The sequence below is a fragment of the Comamonas endophytica genome (assembly GCF_023634805.2).
GTDB classification, from domain to species: domain Bacteria; phylum Pseudomonadota; class Gammaproteobacteria; order Burkholderiales; family Burkholderiaceae_C; genus Comamonas; species Comamonas endophytica.
The window spans coordinates 2,247,023-2,267,042 of record NZ_CP106881.1 but is presented as its reverse complement, the minus strand read 5'-3'; the positions used below and the strand labels follow the sequence as shown (position 1 = coordinate 2,267,042).

Here is a 20,020-nt window from a genome sequence, read left to right as displayed (position 1 = left end):
CCTAGGGCCTAGGGCAGGTCCTTCATCGGCTCCGGCTCGTTGGCCGGGCGCGGGCCCACCGTGCCCAGCCGCGCCTTGAGCGATTGCGGCTGGCCGGTGATCAGCGCCGCGTAGGCGGTGGTGTTGGCCAGCACCTTCTTCACGTAGTCGCGGGTCTCGGTGAAGGGCACGTTCTCGGCCCAGATCGCGGCTTCGAGCACCGGGCCGTTGCGCCAGGCGCGCGGACGGCCCGGGCCGGCGTTGTAGCCGGCCGCGGCCAGGGCCATGGAGCCGTCGAAGTCGTCCAGCGCCAGCTTGAGGTAGGCCGTGCCGATGGCGATGTTGACCTCGCGGTCGTTGATCATGCCGGGCGTGAAGTCGGTCATGCCGATCTTGCGCGCGGTCCAGCGCGCCGTGGCCGGCATGACCTGCATCAGGCCCGAGGCGCCGACGCCGGAGCGCGCATCCATGATGAAGCGGCTTTCCTGGCGGATCAGCCCATAGACATAGGCCGGGTCCAGGCCGATCATGCGCGAGCGTGCGATCACCGTGTCATGGAAGGGCATCGGATAGCGCTGGCTCCAGTTGAGCTCGGTGCGCGTGCGCTCGCTGGTGTTGATGCAGCGGTCCCAGACCTCGCGCTCGCAGGCCAGCTCGGCCGCGGCCAGCAGCGAGCGCTCGTCCATGCCGCCGGGCGTGTGCAGGTTGGTGGCGTAGTTCCACTCGCGCACGCCTTCGCTGCGCAGCCCCAGCTGGATGGCCTGCAGGCCGCGCTGCAGCCCCGGGTTGGCGCGCGCCGCGGCCTTTTCCTGCGCCGTGACGGCGGCGGGCGTGGGCGGCACGGTCACGCGCCGGCCCAGCTCCTCGAGCGCGAGCTGCTCGTAGAAACCGCCGGGCCCGGCAATGCTCTCGTACAGCTGGCGCGCCTGGGCGCGCTCGGCGTCGCCGCCATGCGGCGCCACCAGCGAGCGCGCCTTCCAGTAGACCCAGGCGCTGTCGGTCTGGCCCTCGGGCGACATGGCGTCGATGGCGCGCGTGACCTGGCGCCACTGGCCGGCGCGCAGCGCGGCGCGCACCTTCCAGCCCAGCAGTTCGTCATTGAGGTCCGTATCCTTGCGCACGTTGGCGAAATAGGTCTGCGCCTCGGGCTGCAGCTTGAATGCCGCCTGCTTGCCGATCGCCGCCCAGGCCCAGTTGCGCTCCTCGGCCGTGAGGATCGCGCTCCAGCGGCCCTCGAGCTGCGAAGCGGCCTGCGCCGGGTCGCTGGCCGCCAGGCGGATCAGCGCCAGCAGGCCCATCTCCTGGCGCACCTGGCCGCGCGCCATGCGCGGGCCGGTCAGGAACCGGATGGGCGAGGCAAACAGCTCGTTGACCAGCGGCAGCGATTCTGGCGCCACCAGCTGCACCGCATCGCGCACCGCGCGCTGGCGGTTGGCATCGGCGCCCAGCCGCGCCTTGCGCCAGATGTCGCCGGGCGTGAGCTGCTTGGCGGCATAGTAGCTGGCAGCGGCGTTGGTGCAGCCGTCGTCCCCGTCGCGCTGCGCATACCAGAGGTCGCGCACCTCCTGCGCCTGCGCCTCGCTCGCGCGCCCTTCGATCTGCGCGATCGTCAGCGCATAGCAGCGCACCGCGCGGTCGTCCTGCATGCGAAAGCCCGGCAGGACCTGGGCGAACTGCACCCAGTCGCGGCGCTGGCCCAGCAGCAGCAGCCAGTCGTTGCGCAGCCGGTCCTCCTGGTAGCTGCCGGCCCAGCGCCTGAGGAAGGCCTGCACCTCCTCGGGTTGCGCAGTGTCCAGCCGCGCGCGCAGTTCCCAGTAGGCGCCCCAGGGCTCGAGCGCATGGCCGCGCACGGCCGGCAGCAGCTGCGCGAGCTGGTTGCGGTCGCCCTTGCGGTAGGCTTGCTGCATTGCGAGAAGCGCATCGTCGCCACGGATCTGCGCCGCCACTGGCGGTGCGGCTGTGGTCCAGAACGTTGCGGCGAGAAGCGGTGTCAGAATCTTGAGCCAGTGCATGGAGGATTATGTGATGGACAAAGCAGCCTTGCGGCGCACATTGATCGAACAGCGGTTGAACCTAACGGATCGTCTGCACCGCGCGGACCTGTTGCAGCAGGTGATGCGATTTTGGCTCATTGACCGGCCGGATACCGTGATTGGCGCCTATTGGCCCATAAAAGGCGAGTTTGATCCTCTTCCCGCGCTGCATCGCTGGAAGGAGGACGGTGAGCTGCAGCGCGACGGCCAGCGCCGGCGCATCGGCCTGCCGGTGATCGACAAGGAAAGCAAGACGCTGAGCTTTCACCTCTGGTATCCGGGCTGCCCGATGGAGGAGGATGCCTACGGCATTCCCAAGCCCAAGGACACCGAGGTGATCGTGCCCACGCTGCTGTTCGTGCCCTGCGTGGGCTACGCCGCGGGCGGCTACCGGCTGGGCTATGGCGGCGGCTTCTACGACCGCACGCTGGCCACGCTCGAGCCGCGGCCGTTCACCGTGGGGCTGGGGTTCACCTGCGGGTATGTCGACGATTTCACGCCGGATGCGCATGACCTGCCGCTGGATGCGATCCTCAACGACAACGGGGTGGTTTGGCCGATGGCGCAGCGGCCGAGGCGGTGAATGCTGGGGACGGAAGAGCTCTCGGCAGGTTAATGGTTCAGGGTTCAGGGAGCTTCTTGAGGACAGGCCGTTCATGGTTCGACAGGCTCACCACGAACGGTTTTTCCGTTCGCCCTGAGCCTGTCGAAGGGTGAACGTCCGCTTAACAAATCAAGGCAACCGGCCCGCACCGCGCCAGCGTTCCCACCCCTTCGCCCGCAACTCGCACGCCGGGCATTCGCCGCACCCATACCCCCAGTCATGCAGCACCTCGCGCGTGCCCTGGTAGCAGGTGTGGGTGTCCTTGACGATGATCTCGACCAGCGCCGGGCCGCCCAGGTCGTGGGCCAGCTGCCAGGTCTGAGCCTTGTCGATCCACATCAGCGGCGTGGCGATGCGCAGGCGCCGCTCCAGGCCCAGGTTCAGCGCGACCTGCAGGGCCTTCATGGTGTCGTCGCGGCAGTCGGGGTAGCCGGAGAAGTCGGTCTCGCAGACGCCGGTGACGATCACCTGCAGCCCGCGGCGGTAGGCCAGCGCGCCGGCCAGGGTCAGGAACAGCAGGTTGCGTCCGGGCACGAAGCTGTTGGGCAGGCCGTCGGCCTGCATGGCAAAGGCCACGTCGTCGGTCAGGGACGAGCCGCCGATCTGGCGCAGCACGTCGAGCGACAGCAGATGGTCCTCGCCCAGCCGCGGCGCCCACTGCGGGAAGCGCTCGCGCAGCGCGGCCAGCACGTTCTGGCGCGCGTCGAGCTCGACATGGTGGCGTTGGCCATAGTCGAAACCCAGGGTCTCGACGCGCTCGTAACGGGACAGGGCGTCGGCCAGGCAGGTGGTGGAGTCCTGCCCACCGGAGAAAAGCACAAGGGCGGATGTATGCATGGCCGGCATTAAAGCACTATCGGTCGGGGCGCGCAGCCCCAAGACCTGCAGCCAGGGACACGGTCCGCAGAGCGCGGCCTGTGCCCGACACAACAAGAAACAGTTGCTTACGCTTTAAGCGCAGATACCAAGGACTTCGTGGGTTTTTGCCGCAATTTGTGTGCCATCCGCATGACAAGCGGCGCAACTGTCGCTAGCATGGTCGCAAACTGGCCGCCCCGTCTATAGACCTGACAGGAGTCTGCATGCTTGCACTCTATATCGGCAACAAGAATTACTCCTCCTGGTCCATGCGCCCCTGGGTGCTGATGCGCCAGATGGGCATTCCCTTCGAGGAGGTCAAGGTGCGCTTCGACAGCTTCGGCGCGCAGTCGGTCTTCAAGCAGCGGCTGCATGACGTGTCGCCCGCGGGCAAGGTGCCGGTGCTGGTCGATGGCGACCTGACCATCTGGGACAGCCTGGCGATTGCCGAATACCTGGCGGAGCAATATCCCGAAAAGCATTTGTGGCCGCTGCTGGCACCGGACCGCGCCCATGCGCGCGCCATCTGCGCCGAGATGCACTGCGGCTTCATGGAGCTGCGCACCCACTGCCCGCTGAACGTCGAAGCCCATCTGCCCGCGGCCGGCGCCCAGGTCTGGAACGAGCAGCCGGGCGTGCGCGACGAGGTGCAGCGCATCATCGACATGTGGAGCGCCTTGCTGGCGACCCATGGAGGCACCCTGCTGTTCGGCCAGTTCACCATTGCCGATGCCTATTTCGCCCCGGTCTGCCTGCGCCTGGCAACCTACGCCCTGCCCGTGCCGCCGCAGATCGCCGCCTATGTCAAGCGCATCCAGGCGCTGCCTTCGGTGCAGGAGTGGGTGCAGGATGCACTGGCGGAGCAGGATTTCATCGATTTCGAGGAGCCTTATCGCGAACGCCGCTGAACGCGCCTGGCCGGCCGCGCCGAATCCGGCGACACTCGGCCCATGACTTCTCTGCAAATCCTGACTGTGGGCGGCGCGGTGCGCGATCAGCTGCTGGGCCGGCCGGTCAATGACCGCGACTGGGTGGTGGTGGGCGCGACGCCCGAACAGATGCAGGCCCTGGGCTACCAGCCCGTGGGCCGAGACTTCCCGGTCTTCCTGCACCCCGAAACCCATGAGGAATATGCGCTGGCGCGCACCGAGCGCAAGAGCGGGCGCGGCTACCGCGGCTTCGTCGTGCAGGCCTCGCCCGACGTGACGCTGGAGGAGGACCTGGCGCGGCGCGACCTGACGATCAACGCCATGGCCGCGCCAGCCGAATGGCCGGGCAGTGGCACGCTCAGCGACCCCTATGGCGGGCAGCGCGACCTGGAGGCACGCGTGCTGCGCCATGTCACCGAGGCCTTCCGCGAGGATCCGGTGCGCATCCTGCGTGTCGCGCGCTTTGCGGCGCGCTTTGCCGACTTCAGCGTCGCGCCCGAAACCCTGGCGCTGATGCGCGAGATGGTCGCGGCGGGCGAGGCCAATGACCTGGTGGCCGAACGCGTCTGGCAGGAGCTCGCGCGCGGGTTGATGGAGGCCGCGCCCGAACGCATGTTCGAGGTGCTGCGCGACTGCGGCGCGCTGGAGGTGCTGCTGCCGGAACTGGCGCGCCTGTGGGGCGTGCCCCAGCGCGCCGAATACCACCCCGAGGTCGACACCGGCGTGCACGTGATGATGGTGCTGCAGCAGGCCGCGCGCATGAACGCGCCGCTGGGTGTGCGCTATGCCTGCCTGGTGCACGACCTGGGCAAGGGCACGACGGCGGCCGAGGTGCTGCCGCGCCATATCGGCCACGAGCAGCGCAGCGCGCGGCTGGCCTGGAAAATCGGTGAGCGGCTGCGCGTGCCCGGCGACTGCCGCGATCTGGCCGACGTGGTGGCGCGCGAGCACGGCAATATCCACCGCAGCCAGGATCTGAACGCCGCGGCGCTGATGCGGCTGTTCGAGCGCTGCGATGCCATTCGCCAACCCAGGCGCTTTGCATTGGCGCTCATGGCCTGCGAATGCGATGCGCGCGGGCGGCTGGGCCTCGAAGAGCGCGAATACCCGCAGCGCGCGCGGCTGCAGGCGGCGCTGGACCAGGCGCTGTCCGTATCCACCGCGGAAGTCGCCGCCCAGGCCATGGCCCAGGGCCGTACTGGCCCGGCCATTGGTGCGGCCGTGGCCCATGCGCGCACCCAGGCGATAGCGCACTGGCTGGCCTCCGACCCCGGGTAATACCGCGGGCATATCCAGCCTTTTTGCACCGAACATGGACTCTTCTTCGATCTTCAGGAGACAAGTCCATGCAATACGCAGCCCCCGGCGCCGCCGACGCCCCGCATCGCTTCCGCGCACGGTACGACCATTTCATTGGCGGCCACTGGGCTCCTCCCGCAGGCGGCGAGTATTTCGAGGTGATCACGCCCATCACCGGCAGGCCCTACACCCACGTGGCGCGCGGTACGGCAGCCGATATCGGAAAGGCCTTGGACGCAGCGCATGCGGCAGCGGCTGCCTGGGGCAAGACCCCGGCGTCCGAGCGCAGCCGGATCCTGCTGCAGATCGCCGATCGCATCGACGCCCATCGCGAGCTGCTGGCCTATGTCGAGACCGTGGACAACGGCAAGGCCATCCGTGAAACGCTCAACGCCGACATTCCGCTGTCGGCCGACCACTTCCGCTATTTCGCGGGCGCGATCCGCACCCACGAAGGCGGCATCAGCGAGATCGATGGCGATACCGTGGCCTACCACTACCACGAACCGCTGGGCGTGGTCGGGCAGATCATTCCCTGGAACTTCCCGATCCTGATGGCCGCCTGGAAGCTGGCACCGGCACTGGCGACAGGCAATTGCGTGGTGCTCAAACCCGCGGAATCGACGCCCATCGGCATCCTGGTGCTGGCCGGGCTGATCGCCGACCTGCTGCCGCCGGGCGTGCTGAACATCGTCAACGGCTATGGCCGCGAGGCCGGCATGGCGCTGGCCACCAGCAGGCGCATTGCAAAGATCGCGTTCACCGGCTCGACCGCCACCGGCCGGGCCATTGCCCAGGCCGCGGCCAGCAGCCTGATCCCGGCCACGCTCGAGCTCGGCGGCAAATCGCCCAACATCTTCTTCGCCGATGTCATGGACCAGGACGATGCCTTTCTCGACAAGGCCATCGAGGGCCTGGTGCTGTTTGCCTTCAACCAGGGCGAGGTCTGCACCTGCCCCTCGCGTGCGCTGATCGAGGAATCGATCTACGAGCGCTTCATGGAGAAAGTGCTGCGCCGCGTGGCCGCCATCCGGCACGGCAACCCCCTGGACACAGATTCCATGATGGGCGCGCAGGCCAGCCAGGCGCAGATGGAGAAAATCCTGGCCTATCTGGAGCTGGGCCAGGAGGAAGGCGCCGAGCTGCTCTGCGGCGGCAAGCGCGCCCAGCTGGGCGGCGAGCTCGAAGGCGGTTTCTACGTGCAGCCCACGCTGTTCAAGGGCCACAACCGCATGCGCATCTTCCAGGAGGAGATCTTCGGCCCGGTGCTGGCCGTGGCCACCTTCAAGGACGAGGCCGAGGCGCTGGCGCTGGCCAACGACACGCTCTACGGGCTGGGGGCGGGCGTCTGGAGCCGCAACGGCAACCGCGCCTACCGCATGGGCCGCGCCATCCAGGCCGGGCGCGTCTGGATCAACTGCTACCACCACTATCCGGCGCACGCGGCCTTTGGCGGCTACAAGGAATCGGGCATGGGGCGCGAGAACCACAAGATGATGCTCGACCACTACCAGCAGACGAAGAATCTGCTGGTGAGCTATGGGGAGAACCGGATGGGGTTCTTCTGAGGGCAGGTCAAATGACGGATTGCACCCAGCGCTGGATATCGCCCGCTCCCATGGCCCCCGAGATCCGGCCGATTTCCTGCCCGCCGCGGAACACCACCATCGTCGGGATGCTGCGAATGCCGTAGGGCGCGGCGGCCTGCGGGTGGGCCTCGGTGTCGAGCTTGGCCAGCTGCACCTCGGGCGCCAGCGCGGCCGCCGCCTGCTCGAAGGCCGGCGCCATGCTGCGGCAGGGGCCGCACCAGGGCGCCCAGAAATCGACCACCACCGGCACCTGGCTGCGCCCCACGTGCTTTGCAAAGCTCGCGGCATCGAGCGCCACCGGCTTGCCCGTGACCAGCGGCTGGTGGCAGCTGCCGCAGTCGGGCGCATTGCCCAGCTGCGCGCGCGCGACGCGGTTGGTGGTGTGGCAATGGGGGCAGACGTAGTGCAGGGGGTCGGTCATGGGGAAGCCTTTACGGGAGATGTTGGAGGTATCTCGGGCTCGGGAGCAGGATTTCAACCTAGAGGGCAGGACGTTCATGGTTCGACGGGGCCGCCCAGGCAGGCTCACCACGAACGTCGGAGGGAAACCGTTCGTCCTGAGCTTGTCGAAGGATGGACGGCCTGTCCTCAAAACTTGCCAATAAGTCCATAAGCCCCACCCCCCTAAACAAACTTCGCAATCAACGCCGCAATCACGCTCAACAGCACCGTACTCGCAAACGGCAGGAAGATCTGCCGCCCGAAGACCTTGAAGCGCAGGTCGCCCGGCAGCCGTCCCAGGCCGATGCGCTCGAGCAGGTTCGACAGCCCGTTGATCAGCAGCAGCGCGAGGAAGATGACGATCAGCCAGCGGATCATGGTTTCACAGCCGGTGCGTGCGGTCGCCCTGCACGAAGCCCAGCGCCGGCCAGGGCTCGACGCCGCGGCTGAGGCCTATCACCTTGAACAGCTCGCCCATCTCGTGCTCCATCATCAGCTTGGCGGCCATGGCGCGCGCACCCTGGGGCATCTGCTCGAGCTGCTGCAGCAGGCCGCAGTTGACCAGGAAATGCGCCTGGGTGGTGTAGCCCAGCAGCTCCATGCCCGCCTCCTGCGCGGCCACGGCGATGCCGGTGAAGTTGACGTGGGCGGTGATGTCCTTCAGGCCCAGCTCCACCAGCGGATCGTCATCCATGCGGTGCGCGCGGTGGCACACCAGCGTGCCCATGTGGCGCTGCGGGTGGTAGTACTCGTCCTCGCCGAAACCGTAGTCGATGAGGAAGGCCGCGCCGCGCACCAGGCGCTCGCCCAGCGTGCGCACGAAGGCTTCGCCCTGGGCGTGGATCTCGGTCAGGTAGTCCTGGGGGCCGGCGATCTCCAGGGGCGGGCGCAGCGCGGTGGCGCGGTCCTCCCAGACGAAGCCATCCTCCTTCCAGGCCACGCCGCGCTCGAACCACTCGCCCTTCCTGCGCATCAGCAGCTGCACCGGCATCGCATCCAGCACCTCGTTGCCGACAACGACGCCCTGCATGGCTTGCGGCAGCGTATCGACCCAGTGCAATTTTTCGGCAAAGGGCGCCAGGCGCTCCTTCTGGCGCGCGCGCAGGCTGCCCGAGAGATCGACGATGGTGTAGCGCTCGACCTTGTCGCCCAGCGCGCCCAGCAGCTGCCCGGCCAGCGCCCCGGTGCCCGCGCCGAACTCCCAGACCTCGCGCGTGCCGGTGCGCTCCAGGGCCTCGGCCACCTGCGCCGCCAGCAGCCGGCCGAAGGCGGGCGAGATTTCCGGCGCGGTGACGAAATCGCTGCCCGATTCGGGCATGCTGCCGAACTTGGGCCGGTCATTGGCGTAATAGCCCAGGCCGGGGCTGTAGAGCGCCAGCGCCATGAACGCGTCAAATCCCAGCCAGCCTCCGGCGGCCTCGATGCGCGCGCGGATCTGCGCGGTCAACTCGCCCGCTAAACTTTCACTACTGTCCATTGGTCTTCTTTCGGCAACAAGCCGCCATTTTCGGCGCTAATTGCCGACCGCCCTTTTTCTGCGAGGAATCTCCGTGCGCATTTCCACTGATTGCCCCGAGGGCCGGCGCTGGGTGCTGGTCACCGGCGGCGGCCTGCGCCTGGGCCGCGAATTCTGCCTGGCCTTTGCGCGCGCCGGCTGGAACGTGGCCTGCCACTACCGGCAAAGCCGTAAGGCCGCCGAGGCCACCTGCGCCGAGGTGCGCGCGCTGGGCGTGCAGGCGCTCGCCTTCCAGGCCGACCTGAGCGATCGCGGCGCGGCCCCTGCGCTGCTGGCGCGCGTGCATGCGGCCTGCGGCGCCCTGCCCCGGGCGCTGGTCAACAACGCCTCGCTGTTCGAGCCCGACAGCGCGGCCGACTTCGGCGCCGACCTGGCGCGCGTGGACCGCCAGCTGCACACCAACACCCTGACGCCACTGCTGCTGGCCAGCGACTGGGCGCAGCGCTGGCAGGCGCACGATCAGGCACAGCCGCCCGCGCCCGGCAGCGCGCGGCCGGTCGCCATCCATGTGCTGGACCAGAAGGTCTTCAACCTCAACCCCGATTATTTCTCCTACACCCTGTCCAAGCTGGCGCTCGAGCGCGCCGTGGCGCTGCAGGCCCAGGCACTGGCGCCGCTCGTGCGCGTGGTCGGCCTGGCGCCGGGCCTGATGTACCCGAGCGGGCCGCAGAGCGAGGACAATTACCAGCGCGCCGCGCGCGTGAACCTGCTGCGCGCGCCGCTGGCGGCGCAGCATGTCGCCGAGACCGGCGTCTTCTTCGCGGAAAACCCGGCAATCACAGGAATAACGCTATGCGTGGACAATGGGCAGCATTTGGTGCCGCTGGCGCGCGACGTGATGTTCATGGTCGACTGAGCCGCGCCGCCGCCCCACCCTTGACTTCCAACATGACCGAATTCCCGCTTCAGTCCGGCCGCCCTGCCGTGCACGAGCTGCTGCTGCAATGCCGGCGGCTGTTCCTGCAGGGGCTGGAGCAGCAGGTGTCGATAGGCATCCACGATTTCGAGCGCGCCGCGCCCCAGCGCATGCGCTTCGATATCGACCTCTATGTGCCGCTGCACGCGACCACGCCCAGCGCCGACGCGTTGCACGAGGTCGTGGACTACGACTTCGTGCGCGAGTCCGTGCAGCGCGAGGTCGCGCGTGGACATATCGCGCTGCAGGAGACGCTGTGCGATGCGCTGCTGCAGGCACTGCTGGCCCACCCGCAGGTCGTGGCCGCGCGCGTCGCCACCAGCAAGCCCGATGTCTACCCCGACTGCGCGGCCGTCGGCGTGGAAGTCTTCACCATCAAGCCCGACGCGGCCGAACTTCTTTCCTTTCCATCATGACCTCAGCTGCAGTGGGCAGCCAGACCCTGAACCTGACCGGTTTGCGGTTTGACGCCAACCTGGGCATCCTTGCCCACGAGAAAACCGCCCCCCAACCGATCCAGGTCGATGCCGAGCTGAACCTCGGACCCCAGGCCCTGCGCCCCAAGGACGACGACATCGGCCATGTGCTCGACTACCGCAAGGTGCGCCAGATCATCATCGACGAATGCACCGCCGAGCATGTCAATCTGCTCGAGAGCCTGATCGGCAAGCTGGCGCAGCGCCTGATGCTGCTGCCCGGCGTGCGCGGCGTGCGCGTGAAAATTGCAAAATTGGAAATCTTCGACGACTGTGAAGTCGCCATCCGCATTGAAACCGGCCAATGGTGAGCCCGATGAACACCGCTACTGAACACAACCCCTGGATCGACGACGCGCCCGTCGCCGACGAAGCCGCCGCCACCAAGGCCGCAGGCATCAAGATCGAACGCGAGCAGCACAAGCTGGAAAAGCGCCTGTGCCGCGAGGTCGGCCGCGCCATCACCGACTTCAACATGATCGAGGAAGGCGACAAGATCATGGTCTGCATGTCCGGCGGCAAGGACAGCTACACCATGCTCGACATCCTGCTGAAGATGCAGCGCCGCGCGCCGGTGAAATTCGAGCTGGTGGCCGTCAACCTCGACCAGAAGCAGCCCGGCTTTCCCGAACACATCCTGCCCGAGTACCTCGAGGGCCTGGGCGTGCCCTTCCACATCGAGACGCAGGACACCTACAGCGTGGTCAAGCGCGTGGTGCCCGAAGGCAAGACCACCTGCGGCCTGTGCAGCCGCCTGCGCCGCGCGATCCTCTACAAGGTGGCCGACCAGCTTGGCTGCACCAAGATCGCCCTAGGCCACCACCGCGACGACATCCTGCAGACGCTGCTGCTCAACATGTTCTATGGCGGGCGCATCAAGGGCATGCCGCCCAAGCTGGTCAGCGACGACGGCAAGCATGTGGTGATCCGCCCGCTGGCCTATGTGCCGGAGAAGGACACGGAACGCTGGGCCAAGGCGCAGAATTTCCCGATCATTCCCTGCAACCTCTGCGGCAGCCAGGACGGCCTGCAGCGCGTGGCGGTCGGCGAGATGCTGCGCGAATGGGAGAAAAAGCACCCTGGCCGCATCGAGAACATGTTCCGCGCCATGCAGAATGTCGTGACCACGCATATGCTGGACCCCAAGCTGCATGATTTCAAGAACGCCAAGGCCACCGGCATTGCCGATCCCGAGGGCGACACGGCGTTCGACCACGAGGAATTCCCCGCCGCGGCCACGCTGCCCGGGGTCCAGGTGGTCCAGTTGTCCTGAACGGCGGCGGGGGATGCCGGGCTCGCCATCCCCCGCCTGGGCTTTTGCACCGCGAGCGCGAGAAGGAAACGCCATGGCTTTGATCCGCTGGAAACTCTCCCTCACGGTGCTCGGATGCGCCGCACTGCTTGGCGGCTGCGCCAGCGTGCGCGATGTGCAAAGCGACGTGCAGAGCTTCTCGACCCTCACCGCGCTGCCCGCGCCGCCGACCTACCGCCTCGAGCTGCTGCCCTCGCAGCAGGCCCAGGCGCCGCAGTTCGCGGCCATCGAGGCCCAGGCCCAGCAGGCGCTGGCCCGGGTCGGCCTGCAGCGCGACGACAGCCAGGCCAGCCTGGTGGTGCAGATCAGCGCCCAGGCCCGCTACACGCGCGACACCGCCTATTACGGCCCCTACGGCCCGCGCTGGAACTGGGGACTGGGCTTCGGCCGCGGCGCCGGCTGGGGCATGGGCATGGGCTTCGGCGGCTTCATGTTCGACACGCCCCCGCTGCTGCACTACCGCGCGGTGAGCGTGGTCATGCGCGAGCAGCGCACGCAGCGCGTGGTCTATGAGACCTCTGCGGTGCACGAGGACGTTTGGACCAATGATCCGGCGATCTTCGGGACGCTGTTCGATGCGGCGCTCAGCGGGTTTCCGAATCCGCCGCAGGGGCCCAGGCAGATCCGCACGCCGCTGCCGGTGTCGGGAGCGGCGCCGGCTGCGGCACCCGTGCCGAGCGTACAGCCGGTGCCGGTCAGGCCTTGAGGACTGGCCTGGCCTGAACCGGCCCCGCGGCCCGTCGGCACACCGCCTTGCGCCAGGCTTGGAGCGAATGGATAGAACCGTTTGTGGTGGGCCTGTCGAACCATGAACGGCCCCGCGAAAAATCCAGCAGGGCCTTTCCGACGTGCATAGACCCAAACTTTTGGACAGGACGTCCATCCTTCGACAGGCTCAGGACGAACGGGTGTTTTACCGCTCGCCCTGATCTTGAGCTTGTCGAAGGTCAAGAGCCCATGCAAAGAGTCCAGCAAGGCCTTCCCAAGTGCCCGACCTCAATGCGCATGCTGTATATCCGGCACCGCCGCCATCAGCGCGCGCGTGTAGTCATGCTGCGGCGCATCGAGCACCGCCTGGGCGTCGCCCGCCTCGACCAGACGGCCGCGCTGCATCACGCCGATGTCATCGCACATGTGGCGGATGACGGCCAGGTTGTGGCTGATCAGCAGATAGGTCAGTCCGAACTCGTCCTGCAGGTCGCGCATCAGGTTCAGCACCTGGGCCTGCACCGACACGTCGAGCGCCGAGGTCGGTTCGTCGCAGATGATGAATTCCGGCTGGCTGGCCAGCGCGCGCGCGATGGCGATGCGCTGGCGCTGGCCGCCGGAGAACTGGTGCGGGTACTTGCGCGCATCGTCGGGCGCCATGCGCACGCGGCGCAGCGCCTGGGCCACGCGCTCGGCGGTCTCGCCGGGGTGGGCGCTCAGGCCGAGCACCTCCAGCGGCTCGGCAATCAGCCGGCCCACGGTCCAGCGCGGGTTCAGGCTGGCGTAGGGGTCCTGGAAGATCATCTGGATGCGCCGGCGCAGGTCGGTCCGCGTCTTGAAGCGGTCTTCGCCATCGAACAGCACCTGGCCGCGCGTCGGCTGCGTGAGGCCCGCGACCATGCGCGCCACCGTCGACTTGCCCGAGCCCGACTCGCCGACCAGCCCGAAGGTGCGGCCCTGGCGAATGGCAAAGCTCACGCCATCGACCGCCTGCAGCATGCGCCGCGGCTGGCGCGACACCACGCGCTCGAGCCAGCCCAGCGACAGATCGAACTCCTTGCCCAGGTCGCGCACTTCCAGCAGGGTCCTGGCCTCGCCCGAGGGTGAGCGGGGCACGGGCTCGGCCTTGGCCGCAGGCGGGCTCACGCCCCGGCCTATCTCGGGCACGGGCAAGCGATCCAGCCGCTCATGCACCGAAGGAATGGCCGCCATCAGCACGCGCGTATAGGGCGCGGCGGGCCGGTCCAGCACCTCGCGCACCGGCCCGGTTTCCAGCACCCGGCCCTGGTACATGACCATGACCCGGTCGGCGGTTTCGGCGATGACACCCATGTCGTGCGTGATCAGCATGGCCGCGGCCTGGCGCTCCTGGCACACGCGGCGCAGCAGCGCGATGATCTGCGCCTGTACCGACACATCGAGCGCCGTGGTCGGTTCGTCGGCAATGATCAGTTGCGGCTCGGCGCACAGCGCCAGCGCGATGGCCACGCGCTGGCGCATGCCGCCGGAGAACTGGTGCGGGTACTGGCCGAAGCGCACGCGCGGATCGGGGATCTCGACTTCCTCCAGCAGCGCCAGCGCGCGCTCCCGGGCCTGGGCCTCGGTCAGCGGCAGATGGGTGCGGATGGTTTCGACCAGATGCCGCCCCACGGTATAGACCGGGTTCAGGCTGGTCAGCGGGTCCTGGAAGATCGAGCCGATGCGCCGCCCGCGGATGCGCCGCATGGCCTCGCCGCGCAGTTCGTCGATGCGCTCGCCGCCCAGCTCGACGCTGCCACTGGAGATGCGCCCGGGTGGATCGATCAGCCCGATGACGGCCGCGCCGGTCATCGACTTGCCCGCGCCCGATTCGCCGACCACGCCCAGGATCTCGCCGGCGGCGATCTCGAAGCTCACGTCGTCAAGCACCTGCACCGGGCCACGGTAGGTATCGAAGGTCACGCCCAGGCCGCGCACGCGCAGCACCGGTGGGGGATGGATGTCGGTGGAGCTCATTGCAGCTTCGGGTTCAGGGCGTCGCGCAGCCAGTCGCCGACCAGGTTGACGGACAGTGCCAGGGCCAGCAGCACCAGCGAGGGGAACAGCAATATCCACCACTCGCCCGAGAACAGGAAGCCCTGGCCGATGCGGATCAGCGTGCCCAGCGAAGGCTGGGTGGGCGGCAGGCCCACGCCCAGGTACGACAGCGTGGATTCGGCGACGATCGCGTGCGCGAAGCTGATCGCGGCAATGACCAGGATCGGCGCCAGCAGGTTCGGCAGGATGTGCCGCCCCAGGATGGCGCTGCGGCTGCGGCCGATCAGTTGCGCGGCCAGCACATAGTCCTTTTGCTTCTCGACCATGACGGCGCCGCGCACCGTGCGCGCGTACTGCACCCAGTCGGACAGGGCGATGGCCAGGATGATGACCAGCACCGCCACCTGCTCGCGCGCGCCCTCGGGCACCACGCCGCGCACGATGCCCAGGATCAGCATCGCCACCAGGATCACCGGAAAAGTGAGCTGCACGTCGGCCAGGCGCATCAGCAGGGTGTCGAACCAGCCGCCGGCATAGCCCGCCAGCAGCCCCAGCGGCACGCCGATGCACAGCGACAGCAGCACCGCCGACACGCCGACCAGCACCGACATGCGCAGGCCGTAGAGGATGGCCGAGGCCACGTCGCGGCCCTGGTCGTCGGCGCCCAGCAGGTAGAGCGACCCGCTGGCGCCCTCGGACCAGGGCGGCAGGAAGGCGTCGTTCAACTCGAGGGCGGCCGAATCGAAGGGGTTCTGCCAGGCCAGCCAGGGCGCGAACAGCGTCGCCAGCACGATCAGCAGCAGCATGGCCGCCGCGACCTGGACGGTGCGCGAGCGCGCGAACGCGCGTTTCACGGGAGAGTCGCTGTGGCGCCAGCCGCGCCGGGGTGCTGGCGGGGGCGCCGTTTTTTCAATCACATCGTGCATGTCATTTCCTTCATCACCGGCGGCGCAGGCGCGGATCGACGGCCAGGTAGAGGAAGTCCACCAGCAGGTTGATCACCACATACAGCAGCGCGATGAACATCAGATAGGCCGAGATCAGCGGCACGTCCACGCCCTGGATGGAGGAGATGAACAGCAGGCCCACGCCCGGCCACTGGAACACGGTTTCGGTGACGATGGAGAACGCGATCAGCGTGCCGATCTGCAGACCGGCAATGGTGATGACCGGAATGAGCGTGTTGCGCAGCGCATGGCCGAAGTACAGGTCCTTCTCGCGCAGGCCGCGCGCGCGGCCGAAGCGGATGTAGTCGGAGCGCAGCACCTCGAGCATCTCGGCGCGCACCAGCCGCATGATCAGCGTCATGTTGTAGAAGCCCAGCGTGATCGCCGGCAGGATGATCGCGCTCCAGCCCGAAGCCGTGAGCAGACCGGTTTCCCAGCCGCCGACCTTGACCGTCGTGCCGCGGCCGAAGGACGGCAGCCAGCGCAGCTCGACCGCGAACAGGTAGATCAGCCCGATGCCGATCAGGAAGGTCGGCAGCGACACGCCGACCAGCGACACGGTCATGACCGCGCGGCTGAGCCAGCCCTCGCTGCGCAGCGCCGTGTAGACCCCCAGCACCAGCCCGATCGCCAGCGCTCCCAGCGAGGCGATCAGCGACAGCTCCAGCGTCGCCGGCAGGCGCTCGGCAATGACCTCGCTCACCGGCCGCTTGAGCCGGTAGGAGATGCCCAGATCGCCCTGCACCACCTTGCCCACATAGTGCAGGTACTGCAGCGGCACGGGCTGATCAAAGCCCAGCTCCCTGGTCAGCGCCGCGCGTTCCTCGAGCGTGGCGTCCTCGCCCAGCAGGCTGATCGTCGGGTCGCCGATATGGCGGAACACCATGAAGGCGATGAGGGAGACCGCCAGCAGCACCAGGGCCGACTGGCCCAGGCGCCGCAACAGATAGGCCAGCATGGGAGCCTCACTTCGCGCCGAGCTTCACGTCCTTGAAGAGCACGGCGTTGTCCGGGTGCACCGGCACGTCGATGCGCTTGATGGAGGCGAAATGGATCACCTGGTCATGCAACGGAATGTAGAAGCGTTCCTTCTGCACCACGTTCCAGATGCGCTGGATGGTCGCATCGCGCTTGGCCTTGTCCGGCTCGGAAGCCAGCGACACGATGTCCTTGTCGACCTCGGCGCTGCTGAAGCCCGTGGCATTGGTCGGGCCGCGCCCGTCCTTGCCGCGCGTGTGCACCAGGAAGTCGAAGATATAGGCCGAGTCATAGGTCGGCACGCCCCAGCCGTAAAGGTAGAAGTCGAGATCGGCGTTGTTGATGGCGACGCTCTGCTGCGCGATGGGGCGCGCGACCACGGTGGTCTTGATGCCGATGCGGCCCAGGAAGCCGGCAATCGCCGTGCTGATGGCTTCGTCGTTGACGTAGCGGTCGTTGGAGGTGTGCAGCGTCAGATCGAAGCCGTTGGGGTAGCCGGCATCGGCCAGCAGTTGCTTGGCCTTGGCGGAATCGACCTTGGGATAGGCGGCCATGGCCTTGCTGTAGCCGTTGACGAAGGACGGCGCGATCATGCCCGAGGGAATCGACAGCCCGCGCATGGTGGAGCGCTTGAGCGCATCGCGGTCGATGGCCAGGTGGATGGCTTCGCGCACGCGCGGGTCGGCCAGCGGGTTCTTGCCCTTGAGGCTCGAATGCTTGAGCTCCTTGCCGCCGACGTTCAGGCCCAGGAAGATCGAGCGGTTTTCCGGGCCTTCGTTGATGCGCAGCCGCTGGTCCTGCTTCAGGCGCGCCACGTCCTGCGCCGGAATGTCCTGCGCGAAGTCGACTTCGCCCGACAGCAGCGCCGCGACGCGCGTGGCCGGCGACTTGATCGGCAGGTAGATCAGCTCGGTGATCTGCAGCGGCGCCTGGCCCTTGCCCCAGTACTGGGGGTTGGCTTTCATGACGGTACGCGAATCCTGCTCGCGGCTGGCCAGCATGTAGGGGCCGGTGCCGTTGGCGTTGCGCGTGGCGAAGTTCTCGGTGGAGCTGGCCGGGTCCTGCGTGGTTTCGGCGCCCTTGGCCTTGGCCCAGGCCTCGCTCATCATGAACAGGTTGGTGAGGTTGTCGGGGAAGATCAGGTTCGGGCCGTTGGTCTTGACATGCACCGTGAGCTCGTCGACGGCCTTGGCCTCGACCATCGAGGCCAGCAGCGACTTGACCTGTGCGCCCGGGCCCTTGGCGCGCTGCAGCGAGAAGACGACGTCCTTGGCGGTAAATGCCGTGCCATCGTGGAACTTGACGTTCGGACGCAGCTTGAATTCCCAGACCGAAGGGTCGGCGGTGAGCTTCCACGAAGTGGCCAGTGTGGGCACCAGCTTGCCCTTGGCATCGCGCGTGACCAGCGTCTCGTACATCTGATGCAGCAGCACGAAATTGGTGCCGGTGTTGAAGGAATGCGGATCGAGCGTGGTCGGATCGGAAGCGCGCGCCCAGCGCAGCGTTTCCGCCTGGGCGCCGCCGGCAGTCAGCAGGCCTGCGGCAAGCAGGGACGAGAACAACGTTTTCAGCAGCATCGAGGTTCCTCAAGCAAGTGGGTGAAGCCAGACCGCGCGCCGCTCTGGAGGCGGCTGCGTTCGCTCGCTGCACGGATGCAAGAACCGGGCCTGCGCTCCGTGCGGCACCCATCTTGGCGGGCCTGCCAATCGCAATCAACGGGGTAAACCTCAGCCACTCAGGCGTTTGGTCACCGCATGTAACAGTTTCCCCGGCGCCTTCTGCCCTTACTTCGCGCCGAACTTCACATTCTTGAAATGCACCTCGTTTTCCGGATGCACCGGAATGTCGAGCCGCCGGATGGAGGCGAAATGCACCATCTGGTCGTGCAGCGGAATGTAGAAGCGCTCCTTCTGCACCACGTCCCAGATGCGCTGGATCGCGGCATCGCGCCGCGCCGGATCGGATTCGTTGGCCAGCGAGGCGATGTCGGCATCGACGCCGGCATTGCTGAAGCCCGTGGCATTGGTCGGGCCGCGCCCGTCCTTGCCGCGCGTGTAGACCAGGAAGTCGAAGATATAGGCCGAGTCATAGGTCGGCACGCCCCAGCCGAACAGGTAGAAATCGGCATCGGCCTTGTTGATGGCCACGCTGTGCTGCGCGATCGGGCGCGCGACCACGCTGGTCTTGATGCCGATGCGGCCGAGGAAGCCGGCGATGGCCGTGCTGATCGCCTCGTCGTTCACATAGCGGTCATTGGTCGAATACAGCGTGAGGTCGAAGCCGTCGGCATAGCCGGCCTCGGCCATCAGCTTCCTGGCGCGGGCCACATCGGCCTTGGGATAGGCCGCCATGGCCTTGGTGTAGCCATGCACGAAGGGCGGCGCGATGATGCCCGAGGGAATGGACAGCCCGCGCATGACCGAGCGCTTGATCGCGTCGCGGTCGATGGCCAGGTGGATGGCCTCGCGCACGCGCGGGTCGGCCAGCGGGTTCTTGCCTTTCACGCTCGAGTATTTGAGCTCTTTGCCACCGACATTGAGCCCGAGGAAAATCGAGCGGTTCTCCGGCCCCTCGTTGATGCGCAGGCGCGGGTCCTGCTTCAGGCGCACCACGTCCTGCGCGGGAATGTCCTGCGCGAAGTCCACCTCGCCCGACAGCAGCGCCGCCACGCGCGTGGCGGGCGACTTGATCGGCAGATAGATCAGCTCGGTCACCTGCAGCGGCGCCTGGCCCTTGCCCCAGTAGTTGGGGTTGAGCTTCATCACGGTCCTGGCATCGAGCTCGCGGCTGGCCAGCATGTAGGGGCCGGTGCCGTTGACATTGCGCGTGGCGAAGTTCTCCACGTTGCTGCCCGCGTCCTGCGTGGTCTCGGCGCCCCTGGCCTTGGCCCAGGCGGCGTTCATGATGAACATGTTGGTGAGGTTGTTGGGAAAGATCAGGTTCGGGCCACTGGTCTTGACCTGCACCGTCAGATCGTCGACGGCCTTGACCTCGACCATCGACGACAGCAGCGACTTGACCTGCGCCGTCGGGCCCTTGGCGCGCTGCAGCGAAAACACCACGTCATTTGCCGTCAGCGGTGCGCCGTCGTGGAACCTGACGTTCGGGCGCAGCTTGAATTCCCAGACCGTGGGATCGGCGGTCATGCGCCACGAGGTCGCCAGCGCAGGGATGAGCTTGCCCTTGGCATCGCGGTAGACCAGCGTTTCGTACATCTGGTGCAGCAGCGTGAAATTGGTGCCCACATTGAAGGCATGCGGGTCGAGCGAGGTGGGGTCGGAGGCCCGCGCCCAGCGCAGCGTTTCGGCATGGAGCGCAGGGGCGCTCAGCAGGCCCGCGGCCAGCAGCAGCGAAGACAGGCGTTGGAATGACATGGGGAACCTCCCGGAATGAAACAACAAGCGGCGCTGCGGACGGGC

Annotated in this window: 19 protein-coding genes; 9 read left to right on the top strand and 10 right to left on the bottom strand. The window is 67.5% G+C overall.

The window, feature by feature from the left end; all coding sequences use genetic code 11:
- Positions 1–8: 8 nt before the first annotated feature.
- A complete protein-coding gene (locus M9799_RS10195; protein ID WP_231041570.1) occupies positions 9–1,991 on the bottom strand; it encodes a lytic transglycosylase domain-containing protein in 1,983 nt (660 codons plus the stop codon).
- Positions 1,992–2,004: 13 nt separating this feature from the next.
- On the opposite strand from M9799_RS10195, the gene M9799_RS10190 reads away from it, so the two are divergent.
- Positions 2,005–2,595 (top strand): 5-formyltetrahydrofolate cyclo-ligase, encoded by a 591-nt coding sequence (locus tag M9799_RS10190; protein WP_231041569.1) that lies wholly within the window; start codon positions 2,005–2,007, stop codon positions 2,593–2,595.
- Between the two features lie 150 nt (positions 2,596–2,745).
- Here M9799_RS10190 and queC read toward each other — a convergent pair whose 3' ends face one another.
- A complete protein-coding gene (gene queC, locus M9799_RS10185; protein ID WP_377007912.1) occupies positions 2,746–3,453 on the bottom strand; it encodes a 7-cyano-7-deazaguanine synthase QueC in 708 nt (235 codons plus the stop codon).
- Between the two features lie 245 nt (positions 3,454–3,698).
- Between queC and M9799_RS10180 the strand changes: the two genes are divergently transcribed.
- The 3 genes from M9799_RS10180 to exaC all read left to right on the top strand — a co-directional run bounded on the left by M9799_RS10180 (position 3,699) and on the right by exaC (position 7,270).
- On the top strand, positions 3,699–4,382 hold the full coding sequence (locus M9799_RS10180) for a glutathione S-transferase family protein (RefSeq protein WP_231041567.1): 684 nt from the start codon (positions 3,699–3,701) through the stop codon (positions 4,380–4,382).
- Positions 4,383–4,433: 51 nt separating this feature from the next.
- Positions 4,434–5,681, top strand: coding sequence for a multifunctional CCA addition/repair protein (locus M9799_RS10175; protein WP_377008680.1), 1,248 nt, complete (start codon positions 4,434–4,436; stop codon positions 5,679–5,681).
- A gap of 68 nt (positions 5,682–5,749) precedes the next feature.
- Positions 5,750–7,270: an acetaldehyde dehydrogenase ExaC gene (exaC, locus tag M9799_RS10170; RefSeq protein WP_231041565.1), complete on the top strand. Its 1,521-nt coding sequence runs from the start codon at positions 5,750–5,752 to the stop codon at positions 7,268–7,270.
- 7 nt (positions 7,271–7,277) lie between these two features.
- Here exaC and trxC read toward each other — a convergent pair whose 3' ends face one another.
- From trxC to M9799_RS10155, 3 genes are all read right to left on the bottom strand, one after another.
- Positions 7,278–7,712, bottom strand: a complete 435-nt coding sequence (gene trxC, locus M9799_RS10165) for a thioredoxin TrxC (RefSeq protein WP_231041564.1) — start codon at positions 7,710–7,712, stop codon at positions 7,278–7,280.
- Positions 7,713–7,915: 203 nt separating this feature from the next.
- Positions 7,916–8,110, bottom strand: a complete 195-nt coding sequence (locus tag M9799_RS10160) for a DUF2905 domain-containing protein (RefSeq protein ID WP_231041563.1) — start codon at positions 8,108–8,110, stop codon at positions 7,916–7,918.
- 4 nt (positions 8,111–8,114) lie between these two features.
- Positions 8,115–9,209, bottom strand: a complete 1,095-nt coding sequence (locus tag M9799_RS10155; RefSeq protein WP_231041562.1) for a class I SAM-dependent methyltransferase — start codon at positions 9,207–9,209, stop codon at positions 8,115–8,117.
- Between the two features lie 73 nt (positions 9,210–9,282).
- Here M9799_RS10155 and M9799_RS10150 point away from each other — a divergent pair, with 73 nt between their 5' ends.
- The 5 genes from M9799_RS10150 (at position 9,283) to M9799_RS10130 (ending at position 12,658) form a co-directional block, all read left to right on the top strand.
- Entirely contained in the window at positions 9,283–10,104 is an 822-nt protein-coding gene (locus tag M9799_RS10150) for an SDR family NAD(P)-dependent oxidoreductase (RefSeq protein WP_231041561.1), read from the top strand.
- 32 nt (positions 10,105–10,136) lie between these two features.
- The gene (locus tag M9799_RS10145; RefSeq protein WP_231041560.1) at positions 10,137–10,580 is read left to right on the top strand and encodes a dihydroneopterin aldolase; all 444 of its coding nucleotides are present in this window, start codon (positions 10,137–10,139) and stop codon (positions 10,578–10,580) included.
- Entirely contained in the window at positions 10,577–10,951 is a 375-nt protein-coding gene (locus M9799_RS10140; RefSeq protein WP_175502659.1) for a dihydroneopterin aldolase, read from the top strand. The genes M9799_RS10145 and M9799_RS10140 overlap by 4 nt, the downstream gene beginning before the upstream one ends.
- A 5-nt stretch (positions 10,952–10,956) precedes the next feature.
- A complete protein-coding gene (ttcA, locus tag M9799_RS10135) occupies positions 10,957–11,913 on the top strand; it encodes a tRNA 2-thiocytidine(32) synthetase TtcA (RefSeq protein WP_377007909.1) in 957 nt (318 codons plus the stop codon).
- Positions 11,914–11,986: 73 nt separating this feature from the next.
- Positions 11,987–12,658, top strand: a complete 672-nt coding sequence (locus M9799_RS10130) for a DUF4136 domain-containing protein (protein ID WP_231041558.1) — start codon at positions 11,987–11,989, stop codon at positions 12,656–12,658.
- Between the two features lie 290 nt (positions 12,659–12,948).
- Here the strand turns inward: M9799_RS10130 and M9799_RS10125 are convergent, their stop codons facing one another.
- The 5 genes from M9799_RS10125 to M9799_RS10105 all read right to left on the bottom strand — a co-directional run bounded on the left by M9799_RS10125 (position 12,949) and on the right by M9799_RS10105 (position 19,975).
- Positions 12,949–14,655, bottom strand: a complete 1,707-nt coding sequence (locus M9799_RS10125) for a dipeptide ABC transporter ATP-binding protein (RefSeq protein WP_231041557.1) — start codon at positions 14,653–14,655, stop codon at positions 12,949–12,951.
- Positions 14,652–15,602 (bottom strand): ABC transporter permease, encoded by a 951-nt coding sequence (locus tag M9799_RS10120; RefSeq protein ID WP_231041556.1) that lies wholly within the window; start codon positions 15,600–15,602, stop codon positions 14,652–14,654. Before M9799_RS10120 ends, M9799_RS10125 begins: the two co-directional genes overlap by 4 nt.
- A gap of 13 nt (positions 15,603–15,615) precedes the next feature.
- Positions 15,616–16,581, bottom strand: a complete 966-nt coding sequence (locus M9799_RS10115) for an ABC transporter permease (RefSeq protein ID WP_231041555.1) — start codon at positions 16,579–16,581, stop codon at positions 15,616–15,618.
- A 7-nt stretch (positions 16,582–16,588) separates the two neighbouring features.
- Positions 16,589–18,178 (bottom strand): ABC transporter substrate-binding protein, encoded by a 1,590-nt coding sequence (locus tag M9799_RS10110; RefSeq protein ID WP_231041554.1) that lies wholly within the window; start codon positions 18,176–18,178, stop codon positions 16,589–16,591.
- Positions 18,179–18,385: 207 nt separating this feature from the next.
- On the bottom strand, positions 18,386–19,975 hold the full coding sequence (locus tag M9799_RS10105; RefSeq protein ID WP_231041553.1) for an ABC transporter substrate-binding protein: 1,590 nt from the start codon (positions 19,973–19,975) through the stop codon (positions 18,386–18,388).
- Positions 19,976–20,020 lie beyond the last annotated feature (45 nt).